The sequence below is a fragment of the Aeromonas sp. Y311-2 genome, assembly GCF_027706025.1.
In the GTDB taxonomy this organism is placed as follows: domain Bacteria; phylum Pseudomonadota; class Gammaproteobacteria; order Enterobacterales; family Aeromonadaceae; genus Aeromonas; species Aeromonas veronii.
This window is the reverse complement of sequence record NZ_JAPDCL010000027.1, coordinates 1-20,014: the sequence shown is the minus strand read 5'-3', so window position 1 is coordinate 20,014 and position 20,014 is coordinate 1. Positions and strand designations below refer to the sequence as shown.

The following is a 20,014-nucleotide window of genomic DNA, read 5'->3' as shown; positions in this document are numbered from 1 at the left end:
GCCTGATTGCTCAGGCCCCTGTTGATCTCTTTATCCCATCATCCGGTTAGAAGTGGATCCCCTTGATCAGGGTCGAGACGGCAACCTGATCGGCGGTCGCCTTGGACTTGTCGCCATCCTTGGGATCGGCAAAGGTGCGGAAGCTGGTGTTCATGATCACCTGGGCGACGCGTGGTGCCAGGGCATGCACCACCTGACCAAACACCCCGAGGCGAGTGGCCAGTCGCACATGCTTGTTGATGATGGTATCACACACAAGATCGGCCGCCTCTTCCGGCGTCATCATCGGCACCTGCTCATAGACCTTGGTCGGCGCGACCATCGGTGTTTTCACCAGCGGCATATTGATGATGGAGAAGCTCACCCCTTTATCGGCAAACTCGGAGGCTGCGGTACGCACCCAGGCATCAAGGGCCGACTTGGAGGCAACATAGGCGGAGAAGCGCGGCGCATTGGTCAACACCCCGATGGAGGAGATGTTGATGATGTGCCCTTTTTTCTTCTCAATCATGGTGGGCAGTACCCCCATGATCACCTTGAGCGCACCGAAGTAGTTGAGCTGCATGGTGCGCTCCAGATCGTGGAAGCGATCGAAGGAGTCCTCGATGGAGCGGCGGATGGAGCGGCCGGCATTGTTGACCAGAATATCGACGCCACCGTGATCGGCCACGATGCGAGCGGTGATCTCCTCGGCCTGCGCCAGATTGGAGAGATCCCCCTGATAGATCTCGATGGTCAGCCCCAGCTCGGCAAACTCGGCTTTAGTCTCGGCAATCTTCTGCTCGTCGCGAGCGATGGTAACGACGTTGGCCCCCGCACCCGCCAGCTTGCGCGCGGTTGCACGGCCGATACCAGAGGTTGCCCCGGTCACCAGCACCACCTTGCCCTCTACCCGACCACGCAGGGTGCGATCGATGAAGAGCTCCGGGTCGAGATGACGCTCCCAGTAATCCCACAACCGCCAGGCGTAGCTGTGCAGCGGCGGTACTTCGATGCCTGTCCCTTTCAGTACCCGCTGGGTTTCGCGACTGTCGAACCGGGTGGGATAACTGATAAGGCGGAACACATCCTTGGGTAGACCCAGATCGGCGATGGCGGCATCGCGGATGCGGCGCACCGGCGCCATGGTCATCAGCATGGCTGTCAGGTGGCGGGGAATGAAGTTAAAGAGAGAGGCGTTGATGCGGATCGCAGGCTCCGGCGCATGGGCGGCGCGGGAGAAGGTGCTCAGCATGTCGCCAACCCGCATCGGGTTGGGGTCGGTCAGGTGGAAGGTCTTGTTCTCCTCTCCCTCCTGATGGGCGATATGCACCATGGCATCGACCACAAAGTTAACCGGCACGATATTGATGCGCCCGCCCTCAACTCCGATGGCTGGCATCCAGGGCGGTAGCAGACGACGCAGTTTCTGAATGGTCTTGAAGAAGTAGTAAGGGCCGTCGATCTTGTCCATCTCGCCGGTGTTGGAGTCACCGACGACGATGCCCGGGCGGTAGACGCGCCACGGAATGGTGCACTCATTTCGCACAATCCCTTCCGCTTCGTGCTTGGTCTGGAAGTAAGGCATGTCGAGGTGTTCGGCCTCATCGAACATGTCCTCGCGAAACAGACCGTCAAACAGGCCCGCTGCAGCGATGGAGCTGCAGTGATGGAACTGCCCCGCCCCCAGCCGCTCGGCAAGTTGAACGGCTTGACGGGTCCCTTCGGTGTTGACCTGCTGCTGGATCCCGGCCTTGGCGTTGAGATCATAGATAGCAGCCAGATGGAAGAAGTGGTCGATCTTGCCGATCAACTGCTCCTGCATCTCGACCGCCCCCCCCAGCAGCGGTTGCGTCATGTCACCAAAAACCGGGACTGCGCGCGATTCATCCACATTCCAGAATGCAAATAACTCCGGCAATTTATCCTGATGAGAGGCGCGCATCAGAAAATAGACGATACAGTCGGGATGCTGTTGGAATAACTTTTTGATCAATCGACGCCCGATAAAACCACTACCGCCAGTAATGAAATAGTTCATAAAGAGAATCCTGCTACTGATTAGGGTGTTACTAGGTTGTTAGATATATCACGATTCATATGGGAATCCGCAATTTGATTGTCGGTTCGTGAGCAAACCCTAATTTCGGTGGTGTGCCTGTTCCGTTATTAGGTAGAACCCTCTATTTTTTGTCCCTAGACTGAAGTTGAAAAATCAGTAATGCCACAACCCGATTGCAGTTTCGTTGTCGCCATTACATTTAACTGTCGTTATTCAAGGAGAAGATCATGGCTAAGAAATTGAAAGCGCTGGCAGGGTCAGTGACCGACAACCAACTCACCTCCACCATCAAGGAGTCCACCCAGCAGATCTGGTTGGCGGGTCTGGGTGCCTATGCCAAGGCGCAGGAAGAGGGTGGCAAGATCTTTGAAGCGCTGGTGCAGGAAGGCGAAGCGCTGCAAGCAAAAACCCGTCAGAGCGCAGATGAGAAGATTGCCGCTGTGACCGACAAGACCGCCAATACCTGGGGTCGTCTGGAGCAGGTGTTTGAAGATCGCGTGGCCCGCGCTGTGGCCAGCCTCGGCATTCCGACCCGCAAGGATATCGATAAGCTCTCCAAGCGCATGGCCGAGCTGACCGACGTGGTCCAGCAACTGCTGGATGCACAGGAAGAGGAAGCCCCTGCCGCTGAAGCCAAACCGGCTGCCGCCAAAAAGCCCGCTGCCCGCAAGCCTCCGGTAAAAAAGGCACCGGTAGCCAAGGCTAAAGAGGCCGTGGTTGAGCAGGCCGCAGATCTCCTCTCCGCTGCGGAAGATGCGGTGAAAGAGGTGAAGGCCAAAGCAGAGAGCGTCCTGCCCTGATCCCTCGCGGTGACGGAAGGTGATTGATACCGGCCCATGCCCTGCGCTGGGCCGGTCTTGTCATGGTGAATGTCATGGATAGAGAGGCGACGCTATGAGTACCATCGCAATTGCCCTTGCTGGCGGCGGGCCGCTCGGCGGCATCTACGAGATCGGTGCCTGCGCAGCCCTCTCTGACAGCATCAACGGCCTGCGCCTTGACCATGCCGACATCTATGTTGGCGTCAGTTCGGGGGCCGTGGTGGCATCGGCGCTGGCCAACGGTATCTCGCCGGCTAAGCTGGTGCGGATCCTGCTCAGCGATGATTCGGGGGAGATGTTTGACCCGGCCACCTTGCTGCGCCCCGCCTTTCGTGAATATGCCGACCGCCTGACCTCGATCCCGCCGCTGGCGTGGCAGAGCCTGACCTACTATCTGGCTGCGCCCTGGAAGCGCAGCCTGTTTGAATCGCTGCAGGGGCTCTCCAAGGCCATTCCGACCGGACTGTTCGACAACCGCGGGGTGGATCGCACCCTGACCCAGTTTTTCTCTCGTCCCGGCCGCAGCAACGATTTTCGCCAGCTGCGCAGCCGACTGTTTGTGGTCGCTACCGAACTCGATACCTGCCATCCGGTCGCCTTCGGCAGCCCGGGGCTCGATGACGTGCCTATCTCGGCGGCGGTACAGGCGTCGGCCGCCCTGCCCGGCCTCTTTCCCCCTTCATTGATTAACGGGCGTTACTATGTGGACGGGGCGCTGATCAAGACTCTGCACGCTTCGGTAGCGCTGGAAGAGGGAGCGGATCTGGTGTTCTGCATCAATCCGCTGGTGCCCTATGATGCGGACATGGCCGCCGGCGCGCCGACCAATCTGGTGGACAGCGGTCTGCCGGTGGTACTGGCCCAGACTTTTCGCGCCATCATCCACTCCCGCATGCATGTGGGGATGGATCGCTACAAGCACCAATATCCCGATGCTGACGCATTGCTGTTTGAGCCCTCTTCTGCCGATGGCGAGATGTTCTTCACCAATGTGTTCAGTTACCGGGATCGTCGCCGTCTCTGCGAGCACGCTTATCAGCATACCCGCCGCGATCTCTGGCAGCGCCGTGACGAGCTGGCGCCGGTGCTGGCCAAGCATGGCCTTGAGCTCAATCTGGCCGCGCTGGCCGATGAAGATCGCACCCTGCTGGCCCCCGGCATTGGCTCGGTCGCCGCCCTCGACAAGTCGCTGGAGCAGTTGCAGCACTGGCTTGCCAAACGCTATCGCCACGGCGTGCGCCGTTCATCACCAAAGGAGTAGCATGGATCGCAAACCCAAACGTCGTACCCGGGAGCGGATCCTGACCACTGCCCTCGCCTGCTTCAATCGACAAGGGGAACCCAGCGTCACCACCTCGGCCATTGCGGCCGAGATGGAGATCAGCCAGGGCAATCTCTACTACCACTTCCACAACAAGGAGGAGATCATCAACGCCCTGTTCTGCGAATTTGAACAGCAGATGGATCGCCTGCTGGAGGCGGTCAGCTCCCCGTCCGATGAGCCCGAAGATATCTGGCTCTTTCTCCACCTGATGTTTGAAGCCATCTGGCAGTACCGTTTCCTCTACTACGATATCGCGACCCTGATGAGTGGTTATCATCAGGTGGAACAGCGCTTTTCCGCCCTGCTGCGCCGCAAGGAGCAGACCGCCATCGCCATTTGCAACCATCTGCAAACGGTCGGGCTGATGGAGGGCACGGCGCAACAGATGCGCACGCTGGCGGCCAATGTGGCGCTGGTGGGCACATTCTGGATCTCTTACCAGCGGGCACTGCACCCCAAGGCGGACGCCGATATTGCTCTCGGCGTCTTTCAGGTGATGCAGCTGGTCGCACCCTATTTGCGGGCCGATGCCCGCGCTCATCTGGGCGCCCTCGCCCACCACTACACCGACAAGGTTTGATTCACATGCTACAGGGAGAACAAGCATGACCACTTCACAACTCGAATTTGTCCCCTTCCCCTACGCGGATGCGGCCTATGACTATGCTGGCCAGAAGCTGGCGGACAACTGGGATCGTCTCCATCAGGGGGATGCCGAACCCTGGCCCGAAGATGAACAGGTACAGGATGCCTGGCGGGCCTATCATGCCGGGGATTTTGCCCGAGCCGTCGCTCTTGGTGAAGCGGCCGGTGAGGCGGGCCTCAATGTGGCAAACAAGGCACTGGTGATCCACGCCAGCTACCTGCTGGAGGACAAGTATGCCAAGCGCGCCGCCTTCGAGCGGGCGGCCAGCCATGCCGAGAAGCTGCAAAAACGCCAGCCCAAGAACGCCAACGCCTGGTATTTCCACGCGCTGGCACTCGGTCGCTACAGTCAGGTCATTTCCATCTCCAAGGCCCTCTCGCAAGGCATTGGCGACAAGATCAAGGCAAGCCTTGAGAAGGCGCTGGGTCTGGCACCAGATCACGCCGAGGCCCATATCGCCTTTGGTGCCTGGCATGCGGAGATCGTCGACAAGTTGGGGGCCATGATCGGCGGCCTCACCTATGGCGCCAAGAAGGAGGAGTCCGAGCGTCACTTCAAGGAGGCGCTGGCGCTGATCCCCGACTCGGCTATCGCCCGCATGGAGTACGCCAACGCTCAGGTGATGCTGCACGGCAAGAGCCGCCTGAAAGCCGCCGAAGCCCTCTATGCCGAAGCGGCCGAGTGCGAACCCATGGATGCCATGGAGCGCCTCGATGTGGAGGCGGCGCGCGAGGAGCTGGAGGATTAACCGCCATTCCTGCCAGTAAGAGGTAGTAAAACAAAAGGCCAACCCGCGGGTTGGCCTCTTTTATGATGGGTGCAGTCCGGTTGGCTACGCTGTCACTGGTCGCTCAAATGCTCGCTCAACCGAGCAGCGCATCCAGCCCGTTGGGGTCAAACAGCAGCTCCGGTTCCATCAGCACCAGCAACAGCAGTTGCTCGAACTCCACTGCAAACCGCTCGACCACCCGATCCGGATCCGGTACCAGCTTCTTGTCGGTGATAAGGCCCAGCTGCACCTTGTGATCGTAAGAGAGGATGGAGACGCCGACGCCGATATCCCCCGATTGTGGCACCCAGAACAGCGGCTGACGCAGTCTTGCACCGGCCAGATAGAGGGTCTGCTGCGGGCCAGGCACGTTAGTGATCACGGCACTGGCCTTGGCCGTGAGCAGCTCGACGGCCTGCTGCTGCACCGCATTGGGGGCCATGCCAAGGGCATGTAACAGGTTGAGCACCACCACGGGTTGCAGCGAGGTGCGCAGCGCCTGCATCCGGTCACGTACGGTATAGAGCCGCTGCAACGGGTGTTCAACATCCAGTGGCAAGTCCAGGGCCACCAGCCCGAAGCGGTTGCCAAGTGCCCCCTCATCATCCGGCGCACGCATATTGACTGGCACCAGGGCGCGGATCTTGACCTTGTTGGCATCATCCCCTTTCTCCTGCAGGTAGTGGCGAAACGCCCCTGTGGTGGCGGCGATCAGCAGATCGTTTACCGAGCAGCCCAGAACCTTGCCCACTGCCTTGATATCCGGCAGATCAATTTGCTCCGACCAGGCCACCCGCTTGGTGCTGGTAGTCTTGCCACGCAGGCGGCAGGGTGAATCATCACCGAGGGTGGCGATATTGCACAGCTCGCTCGCCACATCCCGCCCGGTCTTGAGGTAATCCACCGCCTTGGTGGGATGGGTGACCACTTCGACATATTTGGACCAGAGGCTACCGGTCAGCTTGAGACCGGCCCGCACCAGACGGCTGCCCTGGTGGCAATCCTCATCATCCTCGTCATCGCTGTCATCCAGTGGCTCCGGTGACGGTGGTCGCGGCGCCCCTTCCGGTGTGTTATTCATCATGGTCAGCATGGCTCGCACCAGCGAGAAGCCATCGCCCATAGCGTGGTGAATGCGCACCACCAGCGCTTGCCCACCCAGCGACGTGTCGGTCAGGTGCATATCCCACAGGGGGCGCTGGTGGTTGAGCGGCGTCGAGGCGAGATCGGCCACCAGCTTCTCCAGCTCCAGCTTGCCTGCTTCACCCGGCAGGATCACTCGCTTGAGGTGCTGATCGAGATCGAAATCGGGATCATGGCGCCAGTAGTAGGAGCCCCCCTCCAGCACGGCCCGCTGGTGAAAGCGGGGTTGCACCGAAATGGTGTGGCGCAATCCGGCCCGCAGACGCGTTTCATCAAGCTCCCCTTCAAACATCAGGACACCGATGATCTGCATCAGGTTGTTGGGTCTGTCCATGCGTAACCAGGCGGTATCGACGCAGGAGATAAATTCACTCAGTGGCATGGTTGTTTCCCTACAAAATGAATTTACCGAGGCGGCAAATTGCTTCTGCCCTCATATCCGGATGAAGGCTTGATGCAATCAGAATGACTTTAATGAGTGCCGACTCGAAATATGAAATAAAGATGAAAGATTACTTACAAAATAGAATCGAGACCTTGCCGAATAATAAATCTGACAAACCATATGGCTTGCCAACTTATTTTAAACAGCCATCGTTTACAGCTGGTTTATTTAAAACCAGTGCAACGAAGAGATTCAAACACGTTTGGGGCAAGGTAAGCGATTGTCGACATAATCGAGGATCTCTTGCTCCAGTACGCTGCGTACTGGCAACAGTATCAAACCAAGATGCACTTCCAGTTCCAGGGTATCTTCGTCCAGGGTGAGAGTGCCATGTACCCCTGAGCCGCGAAAGTGTAGCTCGGTCTCCTCTTCATCTGCCCATTCGCAATCGAGTTGATAGCTCTCGCTCATGTCCGCAGCGATGGCCTCGGCCGCGAGCCGGGCGGCGGCCAGTCCCAGCGGATGCTGACGGCTGATCTGAATGATGGAGAGTGCGCTGCTGCCAGCGAGCGAGTTGAAGAACATGGTCGTTACTCTGGGTCATAAGTTAGTTATTGATATTAAACACATGTTCACAACAAATGAAAGGATGGTTCACATAAATGGGACTCACTTAACAGAGTCGAGAGGGATGCAGGCCATCAGCGGGGCATGGCATTTATTCCCTCCCCCGTGCGCGCTACACTTGTCACGGAACGGTCAGCAAAAGCTGCTTGTTTTTCATTCACTTGTATCTTCGTATCACCCAATCCCCATCAATGGGCCCAAGGCCAGAGAGCTGTAGATGACGCATCAAGAACATGCCCACGACGACGATAGCACCCTGGGTCGGCTATACCGCCAGCTCAAGCGGGTTGCAGCCTTGCGCGAGCAGATGCGTGCTCACCCGGAGGATCTGCAGGATCGGGATCGGCTACGCCAGTGGCAGGCCGACCGGTTGGGGCGGACCCATCGTGATCTGCTGGAGAGTGACCGCTACGGCCCTGCCGCCGAGTTTTTCCTGACCGACCTCTATGGCCCGGGGGATTGCGCCCGCCGCGATGCGGATGTGATGCGGGTGATGCCGACTGCCGAGCGGCTGTTGCCGGAGTCCGGCCTCAAGGTGCTGGCGCAGGCGATCGAGCTCGACGCTCTCTCCGAAGAGCTGGACTACCTGATGGTGGTGGCGCTGCGACGCATTGATGGCATTGATCCCATCACACCGGATCATTACACCATCGCCTATCGTGCCGTGGGTGAACAGGCGCGCCGGGAGCATCAGATTGCGCTGGTGAGCGAGCTTGGCATGACGCTGGACAGGCTGGCGAGAAAGCCACTGCTGGGGGCGACCCTCAAGCTGGTGTCAGGGCCCGCCCATCTGGCGGGGCTTGGCGAGCTCTTCTCCTTTGTCGAGCGTGGATATCAGGTGTGTCATCAGATGGGGCGTGCCAACGAGTTCCTCGAGACCATCGCCAGTCGCGAGACGGCCATCATGACTGCGCTCTTTAACGGCGACAGCCGTGCGCTGGGGTAAGGCTTATCGAGGGATAAGCCGCCAGAATAACAAAGCGGGCCGATGAGCCCGCTTTTCGTTTATCACTGTTTGCCGATATGTTGGCCAATGCAAGAGCGATCAGATCACCAGCAGATCCATAAAGGCGTGTACCGGGGTGGCGGCAAGGCGCGGCCCATCCTGACAGAGGGCCATAATATCGTTGACCCGTTTGGCCGGGAAACGGGTGGCCAGATTGTGCTGGAATTTCTCCACCAGCAGCGGGATCCCCTCCTCCCGACGGCGACGATGGCCGACTGGATACTCCACCTCCACCTTGGTGGTGTGAGTGCCGTCCTTGAAGAAGATCTGGATGGCGTTGGCGATGGATCGCTTATCCGCCTCCAGATATTCGCGGCTGTAGCGTTTATCCTCCTGCACCACCATCTTGCTACGCAGCGCGTCGATGCGGGGATCGGCAGCGATGCCATCTTCGTAATCCTCGGCGATCAGGCGACCGAAGATGAGCGGTACCGCCACCATGTACTGCAGGCAGTGATCCCGATCGGCCGGGTTATTGAGGGAGCCGACCTTGCTGATGATGCGAATGGCCGACTCATGGGTGGTGAGCTCGATACGGTCGATCTCCTCCAGCCGTCCCTTCACCTGCCCATGCAGCTTCATGGCGCACTCTACCGCAGTCTGGGCGTGGAACTCGGCGGGATAGGAGATCTTGAACAGCACGTTCTCCATCACATAGCTGCCGTACCCTTGATGCAGGGCGAACTGATTGCCCTTGAACAGCACGTCGTAGAAGCCCCACTTGGGCGCGCTCAGTACGCCTGGATAGCCCATCTCGCCGCTCATGGTGATAAGGGCGAGGCGCACCGCGCGAGAGGTGGCATCCCCCGCCGCCCAGCTCTTGCGCGACCCCGCATTGGGGGCATGCCGGTAGGTACGCAGGCTCTGGCCATCGACCCAGGCCTGGGAGACCGCATCGATCACCTGATCACGGGTGCCACCCAGCATATGAGTCACCACGGCGGTGCTGGCGACCTTGACCAACACCACGTGATCGAGACCGACCCGGTTGAAGGAGTTCTCCAGCGCCAGCACCCCCTGAATTTCGTGGGCTTTGACCATGGCCACCAGCACATCTGCCATGGTGAGCGGCGCCTTGCCCTCGGCCACGCGAGTACGGGAGAGCCAGTCGGCGGTGGCCAGAATGCCCCCCAGATTGTCGGATGGGTGACCCCACTCGGCGGCCAGCCAGGTGTCGTTGTAATCGAGCCAGCGGATGATGGCGCCGATGTCCCAGGCTGCCTTGACCGGGTCGAGGCATAGCTGGGTACCGGGCACCCGGGCGCCGTGGGGTACGAGGGTGCCGGGTACGATGGGGCCAAGGTGTTTGGTGCACTCGGGAAAGCGCAGGGCCAGCAGGCCGCAGCCAAGGGTGTCCATCAGGCAGTAGCGGGCAGTGTCGAGGGCAGCCTCACTGGTAATGGGGTGGTTGCAGACATAATCGGCAATATCGACCAGCACCTGATCAGGGTCTGGTCTGTGGTTGACGTCGACGTTGGCGGACATCGTGACTTCCTTATCGTTGTTGTAGAGAGACAAAGTGACGGGGTGCCGGGCCGACATAATCGGCGCTCGGACGGATGATCCGGTTGTGCTCGCGCTGCTCCATCACGTGGGCGCACCAGCCGGTGACACGCGAGCAGACGAAGATGGGGGTGAACAGCTTGGTCGGGATCCCCATGTAGTGATAGGCGCTGGCGTGGAAAAAGTCGGCGTTGGGGAAAAGCTCTTTCTCCTCCCACATCACCTTCTCCGCCTCGCAGGAGACGCGATAGAGGCGATCATCCCCCACCGCCTCGGCAAGCTTGGCCGACCACTCCTTGATGATGACGTTGCGCGGATCAGAAGTGCGGTAGATGGCGTGGCCAAAGCCCATGATCTTCTCCTTGGCCGCCAGCTTGGCCAGCAGTTCGCGCCTTGCCTGCGTTTCATCCTGCCAATGTTCGATCATCGCCATGGCCGCCTCGTTGGCTCCGCCGTGGAGCGGGCCGCGCAGGGTACCGATGGCGGCGGTGATACAGGAGAACATGTCGGAAAGGGTCGAGGCGCAAACCCGCGCCGCAAAGGTGGAGGCGTTGAACTCATGCTCGGCGTAGAGGATGAGGGATACATGCATCACCCGGCGCTCCAGCTCGCTCGGAGCCTTCTGGTGCAGCAGCGCGAGGAAATGGCCACCGATGCACTCTTCATCGGTATCGAGGGCGATGCGAACTCCCTCGTGGCTGAACTTGTACCAGTAGATCAGAATGCCCGGGAAGGCGGCCAGCAGCCGATCCGCCACTTCATGCTCATGCTCGAAGCCATCTTCCGGCTCCAGATCGCCGAGCATGGAGCAGCCTGTGCGCAGCACATCCATGGGGTGAGCATCGGCGGGAATCCGCTCCAGTACCTCCAACAGCGGCTGGGGCAAGGTGCGCAGGCGACGCAGTTCGCGCTTGTAGGTGTCAAGCTGCTGCTCATCAGGCAACTCCCCCTTGAGCAGCAGATAGGCGACCTCCTCGAACTGGGCGCTATCGGCTAGCTCCTTGATGTCATAGCCGCGATAAGTAAGACCGGTGCCGCTCTTGCCCACGGTGCAGATACTGGTCTCCCCCGCACTTTGCCCGCGCAGACCGGCCCCGCCCAACGGTTTTTGCTGTCCCATAAGCTGCCTCCTATTCCTTGGCTGTAAACAGACGATCCAGTGTCTGCTCGTAGTGGTGATATCCGAGGAAGTCGTAGAGTGACTCCCGGGTCTGCATGGTCTCCACGACGGCCCTTTGATGACCATCCTGGCGAATATGGTGATAGACGTTGAGGGCGGCCTGATTGGCTGCGCGGTTGGCGCTTAACGGGTAGAGCACCATGTCGACCCCGTGCGCGGCCAGTTGCTCTTTGTCAAACAGCTCGGTTTTGCCGAACTCGGTCATGTTGGCGAGGATCGGCACTTCGGCCGCCTGCTTGAACTGGTCGTACTGGGCAAGCTCGGTCACCGCCTCGGCGAAGATCATGTCGGCACCGGCTGCCACATAGGCAGCGGTGCGTTCAAGAGCCGACTCCATCCCCTCCACCGCCAGTGCATCGGTGCGGGCCATGATGACGAACTCGCTATTCTCGCGGGCATCCACTGCGGCCTTGATGCGATCACACATCTCTTCAAGCGTGACCACCGCCTTGTTGGGGCGATGACCACAACGCTTCTGGGCCACCTGATCTTCCATATGGACGGCGGCAACTCCGGCTCGCTCAAACGCGCGAATGGTGCGGGCGATATTGAATGCCCCGCCCCAGCCGGTATCGATATCGACCAGAAGCGGCACACGGGTCGCTGCGGTGATGCGCTCTGCATCGATCAGCACGTCGTTGAGGGAGGTCATGCCGAGATCCGGCAAGCCGTAGGAGGCATTGGCCACTCCGGCGCCGGAGAGATAAAGAGCTTGAAAGCCGCTGCGTTCGGCCATCAGCGCCATATAGGCATTGATGGTGCCGACGATCTGCAGGGGATGTTCATTGGCAAGGGCGGTGCGAAAGCGCAGGCCTGCCGAGGGGGACAAACTGGACATCATGACTCCTTTCACCTGTCTAGTCTGGCTATCTAATATCACGTTTACGTTAACGTCAATTATACTTTCGTAACATTCCGGCCGCAGGCAAGACAGGAAACCGGTTTTAGGGTAAATTTCACCAATTCCTTCAACAGGTTGAATTGTATGATGGAGCCCGGTTCCGTAATTGTCTGTCCGGCGTGCGACTTGCTGATCCAGCGCAAAGCACTGCCGCTGCGTCGTCATGCCCACTGCCCGCGTTGTCATCAGCATCTCTATGGCCGTTATGCCTTTCGTCCTTCCCAGTTGATGGCCCTGACCATCACCGGTTTTCTGCTGCTGCCCTCCGCATTTTTTGAGCCGCTGATCTATCTGCGGCTGGCGGGGGTCAACACCGACGCCGACCTGCTGCGCGGTATCCTGGTGCTGTTTGGCGAAGGTGAGTTTTGGGTGGCCTCTTTGGTGCTTTGGTGCGCCGTACTGGCACCGGTAGGGTTATTGGCGGGGATCTTTGTGCTGGCTTCGGGTCTGGCCAAACGTTGGCACATTCTTCCCGTCACCTTGAAGCTGGTCGAGGTGTTTCGCCACTGGGCCATGCTGGAGGTCTATATCGTCAGCCTGCTGGTTGCCCTGTTCAAACTGATCGACATCGCCGATGTGCGCCTCGGTGGCGGGTTGCTCAGCCTCGGTATTCTGATGCTGCTCAACATGACCCTGCTGATCCTGTTTGACCCCGCCCCCTACTGGGCGCGGATCCCGTTAAAGGAGCCGGAACATGACCAGCGCCCGTGAGATGGGGCTCTGCCGCTGCCATACCTGCGGTCTGCTGGTGCGTTATCAAGCCGGGGCTGTCTGCCCCCGTTGCAGCAGCAAATTACAGGTGCGCATTCCCCGCTCCCTCGCCTGGTCGTGGGGCTTGCTGGCGCTCGCCACCTTTATGCTGCTCCCCGCCAACCTGCTGCCCATCACCCACTTCTACAACAAGGGACTATTGCAGTCGGATACCATCTTCAGCGGTATCATGATGCTCTATCGCAGCAAAATGAGCGGGATTGCCACCATAGTCCTCACCGCCAGCATACTGGTGCCAGTGGGAAAAATATTGGGGCTGGGCTGGATCTGCTGGCAGTTGCAGCGGGCCAAACCGGTGCGGCGCAAGCGCCAACTGGTGATGTATCGGGTGATCGATTTTATCGGTCGCTGGTCGATGCTGGACTTGTTCGTGATTTCGCTGATGGTGGCACTGGTCGATCGGGGTGTACTGCTGAGTGTCCGCGCAGGCCCGGGGGCCACCGCCTTTGCCGGTGTGGTCGTGCTGACCATGATGTCGGCCCGCATGCTCGATACCCGTTTACTGTGGGACAAGGCGGCCCGTTGATGATTTCTCTGTTTTTGTCTGATGTGCTGTTTAATCCAGCCAATAAGGAGTCACTATGATCGGGGCTGAACCCGTCATCGAAAAGCGCCGCTGGTTATCGCCGGTCTGGCTGTTACCCCTGATAGCCATGCTGCTGGCAGGTGGCTTTCTCTATCAGCAGGTATTGAGCCGTGGCCAGCTTATCCAGATCAACTTCGCCCAGGGCAACGGCATCTTGCCGGGTAAAACCCAGGTTCGTTATCAGGGGGTGGCCATCGGCGTGGTGCAAGAGCTGGAGCTGGCTGAAGATGGCCGCAAGATTGCGGTGATGGCCAAGATTGACAGCCGTGCCAGACCGCTGATCCGCAAGGGATCCGACTTCTGGCTGGTGAGCCCCAAGGCATCGCTCACCGAGATCTCCGGCCTCGATACCTTGGTCTCCGGCAACTACATCAACCTGCAACCGGGGCGTGAAAGCAATCCGCTGGAGGAGACCTTCGATGCACTGGAGGGCCCTCCTCCCGGCTATCAGGCTCAGGGGCGCATGCTGCACCTGACTGCCGATTCGCTGGGTTCTGTGGGGATTGGCGCCAAGCTCTATTTCCGCGGTATCGAGGTGGGCAGCGTCATCAATACCCGTCTGGGTCAGGACAACCAGAACGTCATTCTGGATCTGGTGATCGAGCCACGTTTCGAACATCTGGTCAAAGCCGATACCCGCTTCTGGAACATCAGCGGCATCAAGGGCTCCTTCAGTCTGGCCGGGGTGAGCGTGGAGGCAGGCAGCCTCACTTCCATTCTGAGCGGCGGCATTGCCTTTGACTCACCCAAAGATTCACCAGAGCCGGAGAAGGGACAGACTTTCGTCCTCTATAAAGGGCTTGCGGAAGCGGCGCGTGGCGAGCGTATCGACATTGCGGCTGGCGATCTTCCGGTCAAGGAGGGGATGCCCATCCTCTATGAGGGGATCGAGATTGGTCGTATCGACCCCATTCGCCTCACCGATAAAGGCCGTATGGTCACAGCGCTGATCAACCCGGAGCAGGCCTATCGCATTACCGACAAGAGTCAACTGGTGTGGGAGAGTGTCTCCCTCTCCGCGACCGGCGTGCAGCATGCGGATCGCCTGCTCTCCGGCCCAGCTATTCGCCTCGACTATGTGGCGGGCAAACCGGTACAGAAGATGACCCTGACCGATCGCGCGCCCCAGAGCGGCACCAAGGTGACGCTGCAGGCTGACGATCTGGCGGGGCTCAATCAGGATGCAGCTGTCTGGTACAAGGGATTGCAGGTGGGCCGTATCAGCCAGCTCACCCTGGATGCACGCGGTAATGCCAGCGTCGAGCTGGTGATGGCGCCGAACTATGGTCACCTGCTCAATCGTGCCCGCTTCTATCGCGCCGCCCCGCTGCAGATCGATGCCGATCTGAGCGGCATCAAAGTAGAAACCAGTCCGGCCAGTGCCTGGTTGGGGGGCGGGATCAAGCTGGTACAAGCCAGCAGTGGCGAGCGGATTAACCGTCTCTACCCGAGTCAGGAGCTGGCACTGCTCGGTACCCGTGATGCCAAGCCGCAGCGCTGGTTGCTCAAAGCAGATCAGGCCGATGGCATTGGGATTGGCTCGCCTGTGCTCTATCTGGGGCTGGAAGCGGGCAAGGTCAAACAGCTGCGCGCCGCCAAAGAGGGGGTCGAGATCGAACTCGAGATTGATGGAGTCTATGCTCCCCTTCTCGCCCAACAACCCCAGTTCTGGAAAAAACCGGCCATCGACACCAAGGTGCGGGTCGATGGGGTGCAGGTCAAGGTGGGCAACCTCGGTACCCTGCTGCGCGGTGCCATTGAGTTTGATCGGTTGGCCAATGGCCGCAGCAGCCATCAACTGTTCGATTCCAGGGAGCAAGCCAAGGCCAAGGTGCGCCAGCTGTCACTGGTGGCAGAGAGTAACCCGGGGCTCGGGATTGGCAGCCCGATCCGCTATCGCGGTGTCGATATCGGCAAAATTGAAGAGATCGAGCTGGAGCCGTCACTGGGTCAGGTGATCTTCAAGGCGGAACTCGATGGCCACTACGCCGAGCGTTTCCTGCAGTCCGGCGCCCGCTTTACTCTGGTGCAGGCCAAGCTGGGGCTGGGCGGTGTCGCTCACCTTGATACCCTGATCAAGGGGGCGTTTGTAGAAGCACAACCCGGTAAAGGCGCTGGCAAAGATCGCTTCCCCTTGAGTCAGGTCGGCCCGGTGGGTCTGGCCCTGACCCTCAAGAGCCCCTCCGTCAATGGCCTGAGCGTCGGCAGCCCGCTGCTGTTTCGCAAAATGGTGGTGGGCAGTGTCACCAAGGTGGCGCTGGCTCGGGATGGTAGCGAGGTGGTGATCGACGTTAACGTGGATCAGGAGTATGCCCATTTGGTGCGGGCCAACTCCCGTTTCTGGAATGTCTCCGGGGTCAAGGCGGATATCGGCCTGACCGGGGGTACCATAGAGGTCGAGACAGTACAGAGCCTGCTGGCCGGCGGCATAGCCTTCAATACGCCGGAGAGAGAGATGGGGCCAACCGTTAAGGCGGGACACAGCTATCCGCTCTACGGCAAGGCCGAGAAAGAGTGGCTGGAGTGGAGCCCGCGCATCCAGCCCTGATTTCTTCCCTTTGTATCTCATCCAAGCCCGGCACAGTGCCGGGCTTTTTTATATTCCGGTGCCTGTTGATAGGGTTCAGATTCAGAATATTCTTAGCCTTGTGGTAGGATATCGCCCCTCTTTTTCGGTCAACGAGACGGCACAGTGCACGACAACACCTTCCTTCCCGATTACTTTTTACGCCACATTGCGGCCATCATGCCGGCCCATCTCTCGATGGATGAGTTTGTGGCCAGTTGTCGACGTCCGCTGCGCCGCAGCATTCGGGTCAACACCTTGAAGATCGCCGTCTCAGACTTCGTCGCCCTGATGGAGCCACTGGGTTGGCAGCTCGACCCTGTGCCCTGGTGTGATACCGGCTTCTGGCTGACCCGCAGCGATGAAACCGTCCCCCTTGGCAACACCGCCGAGCACTTGAGCGGGCTCTTCTACATTCAGGAAGCGAGCTCCATGCTGCCGGTGACGGCGCTCTTTGCAAGCGACAAGATCAAAGCGGATGGTATGTTGCTGGATGCAGCGGCGGCCCCCGGCTCCAAGACCACCCAGATAGCCGCCCTGATGAACAATCAGGGGATGCTGGTTGCCAACGAGTTTTCCAGCAGCCGGTTGAAAGTGCTCAGCGCCAATATCCAGCGCTGCGGAGTGACCAATGTAGGTATGACCCATTTTGATGCCAAGGTATTTGGCCAGTGGTTGCCGGAGACCTTCGATGCCATCCTGCTCGATGCCCCCTGCTCCGGTGAAGGGACGGTGCGCAAGGATGAAGATGCGCTGCGCAACTGGAGCATCGAGAGCATCGACGAGATTGCGGCGGTGCAACAAGGGTTGCTGGAGAGCGCCTTCCATGCCCTGAAACCGGGCGGTGTGCTGGTCTACTCCACCTGTACCTTGAGTGAGCAGGAGAATCAGGCGGTCTGCCAATCCCTGCTGGACAAGTTTGGCGATGCCCTGAGTTTTGACTCGCTGGCTGACCTGTTCCCTCATGCAGAGCAGGCCTGTACATCAGAAGGATACCTGCACGTTTGGCCCCAGATCTTCGACAGTGAAGGCTTTTTCGTCGCCAGATTGCGCAAGAATCACTCTGTGCCCAACACCATGTTCAAGCCGGGCAAGCTGGGTAAATTCCCTTTTGCGCCCCTTCCAGCCAAAGAGGCTAAACCCATGCTGCGCGAGATCGAAGCCAACTTTGGGGTGGCACCGCAGGGTCAGCTGTTTGGCCGCAATGACGAGATCTGGCTCTTCCCCCAGCGGTTTGATCAGGTGCAGGGCAAGTTGCGTTTCGATCGCATCGGCATCAAGTTGGCCGAGACCTTCAAGAAAGGCTATCGCCTCACTCATGAGTGGGCACTGGCCTATGGCGATAAAGCGAGCAAGAGCGTGGTCGAGCTGGATAGCGCCAATGCGCGGGAATTCATGATGGGTCGGGACGTCTGGCCAGAGCTGGCTGCTGGCGTTGGCGAGGTGATCGTCCGCTATCAGGGGCATACCCTGGGCATGGGGAAATGGGTGGGTAGTCGGGTCAAGAATGCCCTCCCCCGCGAGCTGGTGCGTGACAACAATCTGTTCAATGCGTAGTGGGCCGTTCAGTGCATCAGCACTTGAACGAGTCTGAAATACCCACACTCTGGTTGAACTTTTATTCGGATCTTGAAAAGCCTCGAGCCTTGTCTAAGCTTAAGGCAATCCGAACACCAGTTAGCGCACGGCTCTGCAAGGAGCCAATTCCCCTATGCCAGGTACAAGGAATTCGTACCTGGCTTTTTTTATCTCTTCACCTATCGCTGTTACTTCACTTTTGTGTCTATTCAACAGTCTCTTCGACCTGTATGGCGACTCTGTTTTCAAACGGAGGTTCTCTACCCAGCTCATGTTGGTAGAGCAGATCGATCGCCTGCTCGATGAGTGACGCCTGACTGTCTTCGAGATGAAGACCCAGTGCGGCCAATCGTTCGGCGTGGCGATTGCTGATCCAGCATTGCAGCCGGGTATGGGTCTCCTGCTTGCGTTTTACATGTTGGCGCTGCCGCTCGGCATTGTTTTGGGGCCCCGCCTCTTGCTCTTCACGCACTGTCATTTCTTGGCTCATAGTCCTTGCGATATTTCGTTTCCGAGTTTGTTATCTCTCATCACATGCCATTATCCATTGGAAGATGCCCTTCCCCTTTGGGCTACTGGCTGCGCGCCAAATATATCATTAGATCAACAGGATATCATTTAACATAAATAACTCAGTGGCGCAGTTATATCAGAGCAAGCCATCAAGGGCATGATCGGAGAATTTGTGGGCGTCATCGAAGTACTCCTGCAGGGTTCGCATATCCTTGTGGCGAGTGACTTCAATGATCTTGTTCATCGGCTTTCCGGCAGTTACAGCAGAGGTGATAAATCCACGGCGCAGGCTGTGGCCACTGACGTAGAGATCGTCAATGGTTTGGCCGGTTCGGCGCTTGATCATCAGATTGATGCCCTGAGGGCCGAGCGGTTCGGCCATCAGTTGACCCCAACGATTCATGCGCCGAAATAGTGGCCCCTCGCTGATCCCGCTTTTGTGTAGCCACTTTTGTAGTGCCGAGACGGGACAGTAATGCTTGCCCGGGATCAGGGCGATCTCGGTTTCATGCAGCTGATGTTTGCTCGGTTTGAGGCGAAGGCGGATCCCCTGCCCCACAAAATCGAGATCGCTCACCTCAATTCGGGCTGCTTCCGAGCGGCGCAAGGCGCCACTGAACATCAAGAGCAGCAGGGTGTGATCACGCAAACCAGCCAGATCACCGGTGTCGATGCCATCCAGCACCTGGGTCAATGGTTGCAGCGTCAGGGCGCCGGTTTTGTGTTTACGGTTATCCCCCAACCTGACAATGCCGCGCATCATCTCCTTGATTTCGGGATGTTCGGTGGGCATGGGATGAATGCCTTTCTGCTTGAAGGCATAACGGATCCCGGCAAGCCGTCTCACCAGGGTTGCCGGTTTTCGAGGCTCGCCATTACGCAGCTCTCCCTTCCCCTCCTCTTTATTCAGCCATATCCAGTCGGCCAATACGCCGTCGGCCTGATCAGCGAGAAAATTCATGATGTCGTGATGGGTGGTTTGCAGTGGATCCAGCCCGTGCAATTGACACCAGAAGACAAAAATACGGGTATCCGCCTGATAGGCATTGAGTGTGGAATCCGCTTTTGCACTGCGCAAAAAGCGGCGTGCCCGACTATTTAGCTGCGCATCGAAAACAGTCTGCAGTGACTGATGAGCCGGATTGGATAAGGTTGGATATGTCACGGAACCCTATGATTCATATGATGTTTGAGAGGATCTTACAGGATCCTCCACACACATCAAGTATCGATAATGAATATTATCGATACTTAGAGCATCCTTTTTAATGCCCATTAACCACGCTGAATCAAGGAAACATAGGAATATCATTCGACTCAGTCTAGCAGAAACGAAAAAGTAAAATTGGCAGGAAGTAGTGAGAGATAACGCAGCTGGTTTTTATATTCAGGTGGGTAATCAGCTTGGTATTTGAAATCTAAAAGCCCCGAGCAACGGGGCTTTTGGGTTATTTTTGTCCCGTCCTGAATATGGTTTACACCTTTCCCCCCAATAAATGGAGAGCCCGATGGGACAAGGTGTGAAACGGACACAGCGCGATTACTCGCTGACTTTTAAACTGGCACTGGTCGAGCAGATTGAAAAAGGCGAGCTCACCTACAAACAGGCTCAGGTGCGTTATGGCATTCAGGGCCGCTCCACCGTTCTGGTATG

General features: G+C 58.5%; 17 protein-coding genes and 1 pseudogene. 10 read left to right on the top strand and 8 right to left on the bottom strand.

Features of this window, described 5'->3' with window-relative positions; translation table 11 throughout:
* Positions 1-46: 46 nt before the first annotated feature.
* On the bottom strand, positions 47-2,020 hold the full coding sequence (locus tag OKC42_RS19570; RefSeq protein WP_270820689.1) for an SDR family oxidoreductase: 1,974 nt from the start codon (positions 2,018-2,020) through the stop codon (positions 47-49).
* 248 nt (positions 2,021-2,268) lie between these two features.
* On the opposite strand from OKC42_RS19570, the gene OKC42_RS19565 reads away from it, so the two are divergent.
* The 4 genes from OKC42_RS19565 (at position 2,269) to OKC42_RS19550 (ending at position 5,580) form a co-directional block, all read left to right on the top strand.
* Positions 2,269-2,841 carry a phasin family protein gene (locus tag OKC42_RS19565; protein ID WP_005333118.1) on the top strand — a complete coding sequence of 191 codons (573 nt, stop codon included), beginning with the start codon at positions 2,269-2,271 and terminating at the stop codon, positions 2,839-2,841.
* A gap of 94 nt (positions 2,842-2,935) precedes the next feature.
* The gene (locus OKC42_RS19560) at positions 2,936-4,123 is read left to right on the top strand and encodes a patatin-like phospholipase family protein (RefSeq protein ID WP_270820688.1); all 1,188 of its coding nucleotides are present in this window, start codon (positions 2,936-2,938) and stop codon (positions 4,121-4,123) included.
* Position 4,124: 1 nt separating this feature from the next.
* Positions 4,125-4,766 carry a TetR/AcrR family transcriptional regulator gene (locus tag OKC42_RS19555; protein ID WP_005333120.1) on the top strand — a complete coding sequence of 214 codons (642 nt, stop codon included), beginning with the start codon at positions 4,125-4,127 and terminating at the stop codon, positions 4,764-4,766.
* Between the two features lie 25 nt (positions 4,767-4,791).
* On the top strand, positions 4,792-5,580 hold the full coding sequence (locus OKC42_RS19550; RefSeq protein WP_204418965.1) for a hypothetical protein: 789 nt from the start codon (positions 4,792-4,794) through the stop codon (positions 5,578-5,580).
* Positions 5,581-5,695: 115 nt separating this feature from the next.
* On the opposite strand, the gene OKC42_RS19545 is transcribed toward OKC42_RS19550, so the two are convergent.
* Positions 5,696-7,126, bottom strand: coding sequence for a wax ester/triacylglycerol synthase family O-acyltransferase (locus OKC42_RS19545; protein ID WP_270820684.1), 1,431 nt, complete (start codon positions 7,124-7,126; stop codon positions 5,696-5,698).
* A gap of 255 nt (positions 7,127-7,381) precedes the next feature.
* Positions 7,382-7,714, bottom strand: coding sequence for a polyhydroxyalkanoic acid system family protein (locus OKC42_RS19540; protein WP_151286033.1), 333 nt, complete (start codon positions 7,712-7,714; stop codon positions 7,382-7,384).
* Positions 7,715-7,973: 259 nt separating this feature from the next.
* Here OKC42_RS19540 and OKC42_RS19535 point away from each other — a divergent pair, with 259 nt between their 5' ends.
* Positions 7,974-8,702, top strand: a complete 729-nt coding sequence (locus OKC42_RS19535) for an FFLEELY motif protein (RefSeq protein ID WP_204477083.1) — start codon at positions 7,974-7,976, stop codon at positions 8,700-8,702.
* A 99-nt stretch (positions 8,703-8,801) separates the two neighbouring features.
* On the opposite strand, the gene OKC42_RS19530 is transcribed toward OKC42_RS19535, so the two are convergent.
* From OKC42_RS19530 to prpB, 3 genes are read right to left on the bottom strand one after another with little or no spacing between them, the layout of a single operon-like run.
* A complete protein-coding gene (locus OKC42_RS19530; protein ID WP_270820680.1) occupies positions 8,802-10,247 on the bottom strand; it encodes a bifunctional 2-methylcitrate dehydratase/aconitate hydratase in 1,446 nt (481 codons plus the stop codon).
* Between the two features lie 10 nt (positions 10,248-10,257).
* Positions 10,258-11,385 (bottom strand): bifunctional 2-methylcitrate synthase/citrate synthase, encoded by a 1,128-nt coding sequence (prpC, locus tag OKC42_RS19525; RefSeq protein ID WP_139733205.1) that lies wholly within the window; start codon positions 11,383-11,385, stop codon positions 10,258-10,260.
* Positions 11,386-11,395: 10 nt separating this feature from the next.
* Positions 11,396-12,283 carry a methylisocitrate lyase gene (gene prpB, locus OKC42_RS19520; protein ID WP_204484152.1) on the bottom strand — a complete coding sequence of 296 codons (888 nt, stop codon included), beginning with the start codon at positions 12,281-12,283 and terminating at the stop codon, positions 11,396-11,398.
* A gap of 147 nt (positions 12,284-12,430) precedes the next feature.
* Here prpB and OKC42_RS19515 point away from each other — a divergent pair, with 147 nt between their 5' ends.
* The 4 genes from OKC42_RS19515 to rsmF all read left to right on the top strand — a co-directional run bounded on the left by OKC42_RS19515 (position 12,431) and on the right by rsmF (position 17,826).
* Complete coding sequence (locus tag OKC42_RS19515) at positions 12,431-13,057, top strand: paraquat-inducible protein A (RefSeq protein ID WP_100645876.1); 627 nt, start codon at positions 12,431-12,433, stop codon at positions 13,055-13,057.
* Positions 13,041-13,643: a paraquat-inducible protein A gene (locus OKC42_RS19510; RefSeq protein ID WP_005333132.1), complete on the top strand. Its 603-nt coding sequence runs from the start codon at positions 13,041-13,043 to the stop codon at positions 13,641-13,643. The genes OKC42_RS19515 and OKC42_RS19510 overlap by 17 nt, the downstream gene beginning before the upstream one ends.
* 55 nt (positions 13,644-13,698) lie before the next feature.
* Positions 13,699-16,251, top strand: coding sequence for an MlaD family protein (locus OKC42_RS19505; RefSeq protein WP_270820677.1), 2,553 nt, complete (start codon positions 13,699-13,701; stop codon positions 16,249-16,251).
* A 144-nt stretch (positions 16,252-16,395) separates the two neighbouring features.
* Positions 16,396-17,826, top strand: a complete 1,431-nt coding sequence (gene rsmF, locus OKC42_RS19500; RefSeq protein WP_270820676.1) for a 16S rRNA (cytosine(1407)-C(5))-methyltransferase RsmF — start codon at positions 16,396-16,398, stop codon at positions 17,824-17,826.
* 226 nt (positions 17,827-18,052) lie between these two features.
* On the opposite strand, the gene OKC42_RS19495 is transcribed toward rsmF, so the two are convergent.
* Both OKC42_RS19495 and OKC42_RS19490 read right to left on the bottom strand, forming a co-directional pair.
* Positions 18,053-18,325, bottom strand: a complete 273-nt coding sequence (locus tag OKC42_RS19495; RefSeq protein WP_151286039.1) for a RepB family protein — start codon at positions 18,323-18,325, stop codon at positions 18,053-18,055.
* A 171-nt stretch (positions 18,326-18,496) separates the two neighbouring features.
* Entirely contained in the window at positions 18,497-19,438 is a 942-nt protein-coding gene (locus OKC42_RS19490; protein WP_270820675.1) for a tyrosine-type recombinase/integrase, read from the bottom strand.
* A gap of 430 nt (positions 19,439-19,868) precedes the next feature.
* Here OKC42_RS19490 and OKC42_RS19485 point away from each other — a divergent pair.
* A pseudogene (locus OKC42_RS19485) lies at positions 19,869-20,014 on the top strand (IS3 family transposase); the annotation flags it as partial.